This window comes from Fulvivirga imtechensis AK7 (assembly GCF_000331535.1).
Classification (GTDB): domain Bacteria; phylum Bacteroidota; class Bacteroidia; order Cytophagales; family Cyclobacteriaceae; genus Fulvivirga; species Fulvivirga imtechensis.
The window spans coordinates 12485-24602 of the sequence record NZ_AMZN01000055.1 but is presented as its reverse complement, the minus strand read 5'-3'; the positions used below and the strand labels follow the sequence as shown (position 1 = coordinate 24602).

The 12118-nt window shown below is 45.3% G+C and carries 10 protein-coding genes; 4 read left to right on the top strand and 6 right to left on the bottom strand.

Going from position 1 to position 12118, the window contains the following annotated elements:
• Window positions 1–450 precede the first annotated feature (450 nt).
• The 3 genes from thrA to thrC all read left to right on the top strand — a co-directional run bounded on the left by thrA (window position 451) and on the right by thrC (window position 5484).
• Window positions 451–2904 carry a bifunctional aspartate kinase/homoserine dehydrogenase I gene (gene thrA, locus C900_RS16530; RefSeq protein WP_009581224.1) on the top strand — a complete coding sequence of 818 codons (2454 nt, stop codon included), beginning with the start codon at window positions 451–453 and terminating at the stop codon, window positions 2902–2904.
• 10 nt (window positions 2905–2914) lie between these two features.
• The gene (locus tag C900_RS16525; protein WP_009581223.1) at window positions 2915–3904 is read left to right on the top strand and encodes a homoserine kinase; all 990 of its coding nucleotides are present in this window, start codon (window positions 2915–2917) and stop codon (window positions 3902–3904) included.
• Window positions 3905–4185: 281 nt separating this feature from the next.
• Window positions 4186–5484 (top strand): threonine synthase, encoded by a 1299-nt coding sequence (gene thrC, locus C900_RS16520; protein ID WP_009581222.1) that lies wholly within the window; start codon window positions 4186–4188, stop codon window positions 5482–5484.
• Window positions 5485–5625: 141 nt separating this feature from the next.
• Here thrC and C900_RS16515 read toward each other — a convergent pair whose 3' ends face one another.
• A complete protein-coding gene (locus tag C900_RS16515) occupies window positions 5626–6087 on the bottom strand; it encodes a nuclear transport factor 2 family protein (protein WP_009581220.1) in 462 nt (153 codons plus the stop codon).
• A gap of 588 nt (window positions 6088–6675) precedes the next feature.
• Window positions 6676–7125, bottom strand: coding sequence for a DUF1569 domain-containing protein (locus C900_RS16510; protein ID WP_009581219.1), 450 nt, complete (start codon window positions 7123–7125; stop codon window positions 6676–6678).
• Window positions 7126–7448: 323 nt separating this feature from the next.
• Here C900_RS16510 and C900_RS16505 point away from each other — a divergent pair, with 323 nt between their 5' ends.
• Window positions 7449–8177, top strand: a complete 729-nt coding sequence (locus C900_RS16505) for a DUF547 domain-containing protein (protein WP_009581218.1) — start codon at window positions 7449–7451, stop codon at window positions 8175–8177.
• A 166-nt stretch (window positions 8178–8343) separates the two neighbouring features.
• Here C900_RS16505 and C900_RS16500 read toward each other — a convergent pair whose 3' ends face one another.
• From C900_RS16500 to C900_RS16485, 4 genes are all read right to left on the bottom strand, one after another.
• Window positions 8344–9363 (bottom strand): ABC transporter ATP-binding protein, encoded by a 1020-nt coding sequence (locus tag C900_RS16500; protein WP_009581217.1) that lies wholly within the window; start codon window positions 9361–9363, stop codon window positions 8344–8346.
• A complete protein-coding gene (locus tag C900_RS16495; RefSeq protein WP_009581216.1) occupies window positions 9363–10400 on the bottom strand; it encodes an iron ABC transporter permease in 1038 nt (345 codons plus the stop codon). The genes C900_RS16500 and C900_RS16495 overlap by 1 nt, the downstream gene beginning before the upstream one ends.
• A 116-nt stretch (window positions 10401–10516) precedes the next feature.
• Window positions 10517–10900, bottom strand: coding sequence for a GxxExxY protein (locus C900_RS16490; protein WP_009581215.1), 384 nt, complete (start codon window positions 10898–10900; stop codon window positions 10517–10519).
• 57 nt (window positions 10901–10957) lie between these two features.
• On the bottom strand, window positions 10958–12106 hold the full coding sequence (locus tag C900_RS16485) for an ABC transporter substrate-binding protein (protein ID WP_040496956.1): 1149 nt from the start codon (window positions 12104–12106) through the stop codon (window positions 10958–10960).
• Window positions 12107–12118: the final 12 nt, after the last annotated feature.

The following is a 12118-nucleotide window of genomic DNA, read 5'->3' as shown; positions in this document are numbered from 1 at the left end:
ATAAAATAAAAGATTGGGTTGCAGCATATTACTGGTCCTCCAATGAAGTTAACAACTCCGGTACGGTAAAAAGGAGAAAAGCGTTGGCTATACTTATCTGAAGCTATATCTTCCAAAGGCTCTGAAACTAACAAAATCAGTTTTGGAGGTCAAAAAAACATCATTTCCTGCAAACGAATGCGGAAATTTTTTCATATTAATTGTTTGCTTGATAATTATTAACTACTACTTTTACCTCGTCAAAACGAATTTAATTGTAGTGCACCAACAAAATAGCATATTTTCTTCTGCTTCAACCAACCCCACCACAGGGTTGACAGGCACTACCATTACGTTTATTACAACCCCGTAGGGGGTTACTATCTACATACCACCGTAAGGGGCGCGTGCTCCGATTTTTCTTAGAAAAGTTTTATAAATCCAATTTTCACTTCATAATTGATTTGATCTATGCAGGTCTTAAAATTTGGAGGCACTTCTGTAGCTTCCGCAAAAAACATCGCCTTAGTAAAAGATGTAATCTTCGAAAAAAAATCCGATCAACCACTTCTGGCTGTCGTGTCAGCCCTGGGGGGCGTTACTACACAACTGGTCAACTGTAGCGCAATGGCAGCTACCGGGGATGCAGAGTATCTGAAAGAACTGACACAGATCGAGCAAAAGCACATCAAAACAGTACAGGAGCTGATATCACTCAAAAATCAGAGCAAAACCATGGGTAAGGTGAAGATACTCCTCAACGAGCTGGAAGATATCTGCCGTGGGGTTTTTCTCATCCATGAGCTTACCTCCAAAACGAGTGATAAGATATTAAGCTTTGGCGAAAGGCTGTCTTCTACCATCATCGCAGACTATTTTAACGACCTGGGGCACTCCGCCTTCCTGGCTGACCCTCGTGAATTTATCACAACAGATAATAACTATGGCCGTGCAGAAGTAGATTTTAAAGCAACAAATGAAAAGATCAAAGCCCTTTTCAAAAGTTTGAAGGAGAAACTGGTGATCTGCCCTGGTTTTATTGCTGCGTCAAAGGAAGGAGAGATCACCACCCTGGGACGGGGAGGCTCGGATTATACCGCTGCCATTCTGGCGGCCGCACTCAATTCTTCTGAGCTGGAGATCTGGACTGATGTAAGTGGTATGATGACGGCAGACCCGCGGCTTGTATCTTCAGCGTATGCTATCAAGGAGATCTCTTATGAGGAAGCCATGGAACTGTCACACTTCGGAGCCAAGGTGATCTACCCCCCGACCATACAGCCGGTTTTGGAGAAAAAGATACCGATCCGAATAAAAAACACCTTTAAAAAGGACGATGACGGCACCTTGATCACCGAGGCTTCAGCGAGCAACGGGCATTTGATCAAAGGCTTGTCGAGTATACAGAATATCGCACTGTTCAACCTGTCAGGCAGTGGTATGGTGGGAATACCTAACTTCTCACACAGGTTGTTCCGGGCGCTATCTGCTGCCCGGGTAAATGTGGTGCTGATCACCCAGGCCTCATCTGAGCACACTATCTGTGTGGGTATTGATGCCAAAGATGTGGCTACCTCACAAAAAGCCATTGAAAGTGAGTTTGCCTATGAGCTGGAGTCACACAAGATAGATCCTGTGCAGATCGAAAGGGATCTGTCTATCATCGCACTGGTAGGCTCTAACATGAAAGCTAAAGTAGGTGTAAGCGGTCAAATGTTTAGTGTTCTCGGACAGAACGGGGTAAATATCAAGGCTATAGCCCAGGGGTCATCAGAGAAGAACATCTCGGTGGTGATTCGTGAGAAAGAGGTAAAAAAGGCGCTCAATAGCTTGCATGAAAGCTTTTTCCTTTCTGAAAAGAAACGCATGAACCTCTTCCTGATCGGTGTGGGAAATGTCGGGTCTGCTTTTGTAGAGCAGTTGAAGAAACAAAAGGCCTATCTATCGCAACATCATCACCTGGATGTAAGGGTGGTAGCCCTGGCCAACAGCCGGAAGATGTTGTTTGCAGAAGAAGGGATCGCGCTGAAAAACTGGAAGGAGCAACTGGAGGAAAAAGGAGAAAAAATGAAGATGGAAGCGTTTCTGACTCAAATGGAAGAACTCAACCTGCGAAACAGTATTTTTATTGACAATACAGCCAATGCTGATATCGCAGATCTCTACAAACGGGTGTTGGAAAAGAGTATTTCGGTAGTGACACCCAACAAAATTGCCTGTACACGATCACAGCAGGAGTACATGGACTTGAAAAAAATAGCATTGCAATACAAGGCGAAGTTCCTTTTCGAAACCAATGTAGGTGCAGGATTACCCGTGATCAACACACTGAACGACCTGATAAAAAGTGGCGATGAGGTATTGAAAATAGAGGCAGTGCTTTCGGGTAGTCTCAATTTTATTTTCAACAATTTCAACCGTGATAAGAAGTTTGTTGATATTGTGCGGCAAGCCCAAAAAGAAGGGTATACGGAACCGGACCCACGAATTGACCTAAGTGGGGCTGATGTTAAGAGAAAGATCCTGATCCTGATCCGGGAGAGTGGTTTGGCGATGGAAATGGAAGACATTCCTTCTCAGGCTTTCATCCCGGCAGAATGTATGAATGCACCCAGTGTAGACGAGTTCTTTTCCGGACTGGAAAAATATGAAGACGAGTTTCAAAAACTGCTTACCAAGGCGGAAAAGAGCGAAACAAAGATAAAATATGTAGCTTCTTTCAACAAAGGGAAGGCTGAAACCGGACTGCGGTTTGTTGAGAAATCACACCCATTCTACAACCTGGAGGGAAAAGACAATATAGTGCTGTTTACCACCAAACGATATCCTGAGCAGCCTTTGGTGATAAAAGGAGCCGGTGCGGGCGCGGAGGTAACCGCCTCAGGAATTTTTGCAGATGTAATGAGAATCGCCAACACTAACTGATCCTTTAATCATGAACAAAAGCATAAAAGTATTCGCCCCGGCCACAGTGGCCAATGTAGGCCCCGGTTTTGATGTGTTGGGCTTCGCACTCAACGATATTGGTGATGAACTGGAAGTATCAATGACATCAGATGATAAAATCAGGATCAATAAGATCGAAGGGTATGAAGACCTGCCTACCGACCCCGGACAAAACGTTGTGGGCATAGCCATCAGGGCTTTGTTGCAAGAGCTGAACTTAGATCAGGGCTTTGAGATCACCATTAAAAAGCGGGTGATGCCGGGAAGCGGGCTGGGCTCCAGCGCGTCAAGCTCTGCTGCCGCGGTATATGCTGCAAACGTGCTTTTGGGCAATCCTTTCAGTAAAAGAGAGTTGGTAAAATTTGCCATGGAAGGCGAAAGAGCGAGCTCAGGAAAGGCTCATGCTGATAACGTGGCTCCTTCCCTGCTGGGAGGATTTACACTGGTAAGAAGCTATGGCCCGCTGGATGTGGTGAGCCTTCAATACCCGAAAAATATGTTTGCAACGGTTGTACACCCTCAAATAGAGGTAAAAACGGCTGATTCGAAACGTATCCTGAAAAAGGAAGTGAGCCTGGAGGTCGCCATCAGCCAGTGGGGCAATGTAGCCGGATTGGTAGCAGGGCTGGCCAGTGGAGATTTCGACCTCATCGGCAGGTCGCTGGAAGACCATATTATAGAACCGGTACGTTCAGTATTGATCCCCGGGTATGCCGGAGCCAAACATCAGGCTATGGCTTCAGGAGCTTTAGGGTGCAGTATTTCCGGCTCCGGACCGTCCATTTTCGCTCTGAGTGAAGGAAAGACCACTGCTAAAAAGATCGCAAAAGCCTTTGAAGGATACTATTCTGAACTCAATATTGACCATAGGGTGTATATCTCGGATATTAATCCCGAGGGTGCTAAGGTAGTGAAGGTGAGTGATTCGGTGACCGGAGGAAGTCGGAAGACCGAAGTAAGAAGCCGGAAGGTTCAGTAAGAACAGAACTAATCGCACCAGTTCCCGGCCTTGTGCCGGGACCCCGAATATCAGAGCTCTGTCCAAGGTACGCCTTCTGACTTCACCATGGAAATCCGAAGAAATTTCTTTGCCATTTTCTAGAACAGTAACTCTGCCTACTTTGGGAAGAATTTCTTTGCTAAAGGGTCCCGGCACAGGGCCTGGAACTGGTGGGGGGATTAGTGCAAGGGAAACGCCACTGGGATGGCCGGCACTAGTGCGATCGTTTATTAGAATGAAAAATAAGAATGATAAAAAAAATGAAATACTACAGTACTAATCACAAGGCAGAACGCGTCAGCTTTAGAGAAGCTGTGATCAAGGGTTTGCCTGAGGATAATGGTTTATATATGCCGGAGATGATCACTCCCCTGCCTCCTTCTTTTTTTGAAAAGCTGCCGGACACAAGCCTGGCTGAAATTGGCTACAATGTGGCACAGCCTTTTGTGGGCGATGACATCCCTGAGCAAGAGATGCTGGCTATTATCGAAGATACACTCAATTTTGATATCCCTGTTGTAAAAGTAGAAGAGGGTATCTATGCACTCGAGTTGTTCCATGGTCCTACCCTGGCCTTCAAAGATGTTGGGGCTCGGTTTCTGGCCCGCTGCCTGAGCTATTTTTCCAAAAACGAACAGCAAAAGGTAACGGTACTGGTAGCTACCTCCGGTGATACAGGCAGTGCAGTGGCGCATGGTTTCCTTGGTGTTCCTAACGTAGATGTGGTGATCCTTTATCCAAAGGGCAAGGTCAGCACACTGCAGGAGCAGCAACTCACCACACTAGGTCAGAACATCACCGCCCTGGAGATCAACGGTACCTTTGATGATTGCCAGCGAATGGTAAAATCAGCTTTTCTCGATAAGTCACTCAACGAAAGTGTACGGTTGACCTCTGCCAACTCCATCAACATGGCGCGACTGCTGCCACAATCTTTTTATTACTTCTGGGCTAAGGCACAACTGCCCGGTCGTGACCTGGTATTTTCCGTGCCAAGCGGCAACTATGGCAACCTTACTGCCGGTCTGCTCGCAAAAAGATTGGGCCTCGACATCAGGGCCTTTGTTGCTTCGTCCAACATCAACGATGTGGTGCCCAATTATCTGGCTACCGGTGATTTTAAACCTACTGCTTCACGGCAGACCATTTCAAATGCAATGGATGTGGGCAGTCCAAGCAACTTCTACCGTATGCTGGACCTGTATAATGATGAATGGAAAAGCATCATCAGTGACATCAAAGGCTACAGTTTCAATGACGACCAGACTCGCGCTGCCATGAAAGAGGTCTATGACCGCACAGGTTACGTCCTTGACCCTCACGGAGCTGTGGGCTACCTGGGGCTGAAAAATTACCTGAAAGAAAACGATGCCACCGGCATTTTTCTCGAAACCGCCCACCCAGCTAAATTCAAAGATGTTGTCGATGAGGTTGTAGGAAATGTAGAGGTGCCCGAACGGCTGGCCAAATACATGCACGAAGAGAGAAAGAGCGTTGAAATGGGCAGTAATTTTGAAGAGTTGAAGGAGTATTTGATGGTAAGTTTGGAAAAAAGATGATCAGGCAAACCGGTAGTCAAATAGTCAAAACAAACGCACCGGTTAAAAGCGGGAACCCGGCACACGGCTTGCCACGTGGCCGGGAACTAGTGCAAATCAGCGGTTGCCTGCTGCTTCTGCCAATTGCCTACCCAACCCTGGTCACTTCGGCATGATCTGAGCTACAAAAGTCTGCCTCATGATCTTGCCGTCTTCCACCACAAAAGTATCTGTACCTAGCGGCACAGTGAATGTAGGTGTTTCTGCATTCCAGATAATGTAGGCTACTTCTTTTTCCACTTTTTGCACATCTATTTCAAAGAGGGTCTCATCTGCCGGGAAGGCTGGCAGTAGCTTTTCATAGTAGATCTGTATCTGATCCCGCCCTTTGAAGGTGCCATCCGGAGTAATGAGGATGGAAGATTCAGTATAGTCTACCATGATCTTAGCGACATCACGTAGGGCGAAGCCTGTCAGGTGATGCTCGAGCACCTGAGCGGTGATCTCTACATCAATAAGTGGTCCGCAGGGAGGATCTTCACCCCCCGGAGGAGGGAAATCATCGCTTTCACAAGCACTAAACAGGAGTCCGAAGACAACAAGGAGATAGGTTAAAACTTTCATAACTGTTGGTTTTTTTAGTGATAGTACAAACTCCTAATTAATTCTGTTAGTGGAAAATCATATTGCGAGTAAAAGGTACCTGAATAATATAAGTTGCTGCTGATGAATAGGTATGAATTATATTGAAGTCGATTTATGGCCTAACGGGTTTTGAGGAAATAGCATTTCCATAGACATACCATGTGGCTTTATCAGATTAGTTGACTAGCTAGTGTCTATAAGAAAACTCTATGTAGTTTTAAGAAAAACGTTCCCGCCAAAGGGCCATAGCCGTTAACTTAACAGTAAATATAGTCCCAGAGGAGATACGCGGGTAACTTAAAGAAACTATGACTTTTAGAAAATACATGTTTCACACCTCACCCATCAAAAGCCTGTGCTTTTACTGCAGTCTGTACATCCCTCTCCTTGAGGAGAGGGCGGTTCTTCCGTGCTTATATTTCAGCCTGTTCAAGTGCTTAAGTTAACGGCTATGGCCAAAGGGCGGGATGAAGTTCCAAGAAGCGGAGCGTACTGAGGTACGAGAGCATTTTTGGAATGAGCGTAACGCGGACATTGGCGTTTTCTTAGAGCCACTAGCTAAATTCATTATACTCCGAATTGTCTCAAATGATGGTCGCTATGCTTGTAGGCAAAAATTCCGATCTGATCTTTGTTCATTTTTCCGAAAAAATCGTGGATAAAATTTGGGTTTGAATAATGAGCATACGCAGCTATGAGTTCCATCCACTTCTTTTTTTGAAGATAGATATCTCCATGGCTTTGCTTTGTTGTAAATCCTGCACCGGCCGGCATATTTCGTTTCAGTGGCTTATCACTTAAAGAACTTTTTAAAGCCATTTTTCCAAATATTTTGCCCAACCATGATTGTTCATACACCGGATTATTTACACCCAGCATCCATTCGTCCCATATGGTGCAGTGTTTTAACATCTGGTAGAGATTCATTTTTCCCCATTGTGCCATGCTGGTTTCATCGAGAGAATTAATCCTGGCAATCAATTCATCCCTTGTCGATTGGTCAAATACTGTTTTCATATGTGCTCTGTTCTTTGTCCTCAGCTTCGGTTTCCCGGATTTGTATAATTGTAGCCAGTGGCCGCCATTTCCAATTCCCGGTGGAAACAGGCTTAAATAACTATACAAAAATATGACCTCTATCCCGGATCAGGAGGGTGTAAACGCGACCTTAAAAAGGGTTGAGCGCGACAAAATTTATACTATACTTTCAAAGTTAGGGAGCTTAACCTGGCACAAACTCAAAAGACTACTTTACCTCAAAAAACGCATCATATGTCTCATTCATGACAAACTGCCAACGGCTGGCTTACGTATTATCATGTTATCAAACACAAAGAGTCATGAAGAAATTTATTTATTCATTTTCAATTATTTTACTTTTATCTGCCCTGGCACCAGCCGAGGCGGAAAACCTGGACCCTTTTTTTGAGCAGACAGATGCTTTTTTAAAAAAATATGTGAAAGATGGCCGCGTAGCCTATAAGGAGATCAACAGCAATTTTTCAGGAATAGAAAGCCTGTATAAGACGATCAATGCTGCTGACCTGTCATCTGCAAGTGATCTGGAGAAGAAAGCCTTTTATATCAATGCCTATAACCTCATTGTGATCTATCAGGTGTCAAAATATTACCCATTAAAGTCGGCTTTAGATCAGAGCGGCTTTTTCGATAAGGTAAAGCACACGGTAGCAGGTGAATCAATGACCCTGAACGCCCTGGAGATAAAAAAGCTTATCCTCACATACAAAGACCCCAGGATACACTTTACCCTGGCCTGTGCAGCAGTTAGCTGCCCACCCCTCGCCAGCTTTGGTTATGATCCGAAGCAACTCGACCGGCAGCTTCAGGAAAGAACCACCCTGGCCCTCAATGATCCCGAATGGCTGAAGATAAGAACCGATCAAAATAAGGTTTACCTCTCCAAGATATTCGACTGGTACAAGAAAGACTTCACTATGAGTGGAGAGAGCTCCGTGCTCGATTTCATCAATAAGTACCGCACCAAGAAAATACCCGGCACGTTTAAGGTCGATTATTACGAGTATAACTGGAGCTTGAATGAGAGTTAAATTTTAACCGCAGAGACCACGGAGAAGTACACAGAGCTAGCAGAGTAGCTCTCCGTGTTCTCTGTGATTCCTCTGATTTCTCTGTGGTTCACCCAGCTATTTATCAGAATTGGCCTTTTACATTTTAAAGTTGATTACCGATCACCCAATACCCGATTGCAAACCACTACACCACCTCCACTATCTCATTATTCAAATAGCTCACCAGGTCTTCCAGTGTATTGGTAGCTACCACACCTTCACTTTCTATTTCCCAGCTAATGGTATTTTCGGAGGTAAGGATGTGGATTCTGTAATCAGCTTCATCGCTTACCTCATAACCATTTCTTTCCAGCGCATTCTTGGTCCATAGGTATTCATGACCGGAGCCTTTGAGGGCTACTTTCTTGCCAAGGCTTTTCTTTTCGAGCTGGCCGGTTTTCAGGTCGAAGCCTTTGAGTTCGAAAACGCGGTCGATGGCACCATTGAGTACGAGGTCTTCCGGGAAACCCGAAACTACCGGGACATTGAACCCGGCCAGCCAGAGCTTGTCAGCAGCCTGCAGCGCCAGGTCCAGTTCATGGGTGGCCATCAGAACGGCCTTTCCTGTCTGCCGGGTGAGATTTTTCAGCAGGTTAATAATGGCCACACGATTGTTAAGGTCCAGGTGGGCCGTGGGTTCATCCAGAATGAGGATGGATGTGTCCTGGCACAAGGCGCGGGCAATCATCACCTTCTGCATCTGGCCATCACTGAGCTCATATATCTTCTTATGGGCATAGGCTCCCACTTCAGAAAGTGCTATGGACTGTTCTATTTTTATCAGGTCATCGTCTTTGAATTTTACACTCCAGTTGAGGTAAGGGTATCGTCCGAGGCCTATAAGCTCACGTGCCGTCATATTACCCGCATTAATCCGGTCGGTGAGTACCAGGCTGATCTTGGTCGCCAGCTCGGCCGCAGAGAAGTTTTTCAAAGGCTTTTCTTCTATTTCAACCGTTCCGGACAAAGGTTGCTGCACACCGGCAATGGTTCTTAGTAGCGTAGACTTTCCAACGCCATTGGGGCCCATAAAGCACACCAACTCACCGTGTTTAAGGTCCAGATTGAGGCCTCGAAGGACAACCAGGTTTTCTCTTTTCAGTTGATACCCCACGTGAAGGCCTTTTACAGCCAGTGCTATGTCATTGTTTTCAACTTCCGTCATCAGGAGAACGAGTGTTTAATAGTACCTTTTCTCAATATTATCCAGATCACGACAGGTGCACCGATCAATGAGGTGATGGCATTGATTGGCAGCACATGGTCGCTATATGGTATTTGTGCGACTACATCGCATACCAGCATCACGATAATTCCTGTCAGAGCTACAGCCGGGATCATTATTTTATGGTCAGACGTATTGACCAGCAGCCTGGTCAGGTGAGGCACCGCCAGTCCTATAAAAGCGATGGGCCCACAAAATGCAGTTACGCTTCCTGCCAGCAAACTGGTACTGATAATGATCCACAGCCGCGACTTTTTTACATTAACACCCATGCTGCGGGCATAGTTTTCACTTAAGAGCAATGTATTTAAGGATTTTACCAGTGTAACGGCAATGAAAAGTCCTGCCAGTACTAAGGCCAATAGAATATAAACCTCATTCCAGTTGAGTCCGCCCAAGCTGCCAAACGTCCAGAATAAGTATAGCTGTATTTCTTCACCAGTGCTGAAGAACTGCAGGATGCTCACTATGGCTCCTGTCAGACTTCCGAACATCAATCCTATGATCAGCAGGGTCATGCTATCCCGTACTCTTACAGATACCGCCACAACCAGCACCAGTACCAGTGATGAGCCTGCTGTAGCAGCCAATACGACTAACCAGTTGCCCAATCCTGAAATTGCCAGCCCACTGGTAATGGAAACCCCCGCCAACAGCAGTAAAGCCACTCCCAAGCTCGCTCCCGAACTGATACCCAGCACAAAAGGCCCTGCCAGCGGATTCCGAAACAGTGTTTGCATTTGTAGTCCACTCACCGCCAATCCCGCCCCCACAAGTACGGCAGTCAACGCCTTGGGAAGCCTGAAAGTAGTGATGATATTGGTCCAGCTACCCTTGCTTGTCTCACCACCAATCAGCACCTGGAATATTTCGTCTAAAGGAATATGGACACTACCCAAAGAGATGTTGACCAAAAACAGGATCAGAATAACGGCCGGTAGTAAGAGCGTTAGCTTTATGGTGTAGTTTTTATTCATTCTTGTTTTAAACCGCAGAGACCACGGAGGCTTCGCGGAGGGCGCAGAGGCTTTTGTTATTTTTCCTACTCTGCTCCCTCTGTTTTTTACTCTGCTTCCTCTGTGGTTAAGCCATCTTATTTATGATATTTATCTATAACTCTACGGACGCCATTCGTGAGTTTCACAACGTTAAAATTAATAAGCAAACCAATCCTTGCATTGCTAAGCTTTAAATAAGTCAGTACTTGCGCCAAATGTACATCATTTAAAGCCTCGACTGATTTGATCTCTACAATTATGCGCTTTTCAACAAAAAGATCAATTCTGTAACCACATTCTAATTTAATTTCTTCATAAATCAGTGGCAATGGCTTCTCCTTTTCAGTAATCAGACCACTTTTTACCAGTTCATAATAAAGACATTCCTGATAAGCCGACTCCAAAAGCCCAGGTCCAAGCTCCCGATGCACCTTGATCGCTGCTCCAATTACAGCTTCCGTTATCTCGTTATCTTTCATCTTTTTCCAGGTTCTCTGTGTCTCTCTCTTGCCTCTCCGCGCCCTCTGCGGTTAAAACTACTCAACCTTTCTATGAAAATACAACTCTTCATCCTCCAGCAGCTCCGGATGAAAGATCTTGATCAGGTCTTCGAGGATCAAATCGGGGCGCAGGTAGCCGAGCTCAAGAAATTCATTACCGCCTGTGGGGCCCATACGGGCATTGTAGCTATAGACGTTGCCATTTTGGAAGGCCTCGAAATCAGTATATCGCTTGTCAGCTTGCTTTATTTCTTCCAAAGAATTGTAAGACGCAACCCCTACCCAAAAGTCTGCATTGTGAGCTTTTTCATAAACACTCTCAAAGCTGTATTCAAGGTATCCGGTGGAGTTATCTTCACTCCATAAATATTTCGCCCCGGCATCCTTAAACAGTTTCGCCATATTGTTCTGTCCACCAGGCAAAAACCAGGCGTCACCGTATACTACTCCACTATATACTGTGGGCCTTGAGCTAATAGTGTCTGTGGCATTTTTTAACTTCAGATAATTATATTTTATTTCGTTGAAAACGGAGTCAGCCATTTTTTCTTTGTTAAAGAACAAAGCCATAAACTTGATCCATTCCGCCCGGCCCAAGGGGTGCTCTTCTATGTATTCCGCATTGATCACCACAGGAATTCCCGCCTGTTGAAGTTTTCTGAATTGCCCGTAATCACCTGTGATAGAGTAACCCATCACCATTTCAGCATCCAGCTCAATTACCTTTTCGATGTTCATTTTACTATCGATACCCAACTCCGTCACTTTGCCGGCATCTATCAATTTGCGGGCATTGGAGGAGCTGATGTATTGAGTGGATGGAAATCCGATAAGCTTTTCCGTTTCATTGAGGTAATCCAAAAGAGGAATGTGTGAGGTAGATGTACAGATGATGGTTTCCAGGGGGATAGAGATCACCTGAACGCTTACGTCATGTTCGGGAATATCTTGCCCTTTTTGCACAAGCAGGTACTTAAAACCTTCTTTGGCCTCCTGGTATGGGCGCGGTATTTCCACCCACTTATAACCATTTTCATACTTCACGTTAAAGCCTGTGGCATAGTCTATTTTCGTTGAAAGATCAGTAGGTGCCGACTGCGGAGTATTCTTTTCCTGTTGTTTTTCAGCAGAGTTACACCCCAAAAAAGCCATGACTATAATTGATAAGAGATAAGGTATTTTCATAGTGAATTTCAA

Bases quoted from the DNA above. Each gene is read 5' to 3' on its own strand.
- thrA (WP_009581224.1), top strand. From the start codon at position 451: ATGCAGGTCTTAAAATTTGGAGGCACTTCTGTAGCTTCCGCAAAAAAC.
- C900_RS16525 (WP_009581223.1), top strand. From the start codon at position 2,915: ATGAACAAAAGCATAAAAGTATTCGCCCCGGCCACAGTGGCCAATGTA.
- thrC (WP_009581222.1), top strand. From the start codon at position 4,186: ATGAAATACTACAGTACTAATCACAAGGCAGAACGCGTCAGCTTTAGA.
- C900_RS16515 (WP_009581220.1), bottom strand. From the start codon at position 6,087: ATGAAAGTTTTAACCTATCTCCTTGTTGTCTTCGGACTCCTGTTTAGT.
- C900_RS16510 (WP_009581219.1), bottom strand. From the start codon at position 7,125: ATGAAAACAGTATTTGACCAATCGACAAGGGATGAATTGATTGCCAGG.
- C900_RS16505 (WP_009581218.1), top strand. From the start codon at position 7,449: ATGAAGAAATTTATTTATTCATTTTCAATTATTTTACTTTTATCTGCC.
- C900_RS16500 (WP_009581217.1), bottom strand. From the start codon at position 9,363: ATGACGGAAGTTGAAAACAATGACATAGCACTGGCTGTAAAAGGCCTT.
- C900_RS16495 (WP_009581216.1), bottom strand. From the start codon at position 10,400: ATGAATAAAAACTACACCATAAAGCTAACGCTCTTACTACCGGCCGTT.
- C900_RS16490 (WP_009581215.1), bottom strand. From the start codon at position 10,900: ATGAAAGATAACGAGATAACGGAAGCTGTAATTGGAGCAGCGATCAAG.
- C900_RS16485 (WP_040496956.1), bottom strand. From the start codon at position 12,106: ATGAAAATACCTTATCTCTTATCAATTATAGTCATGGCTTTTTTGGGG.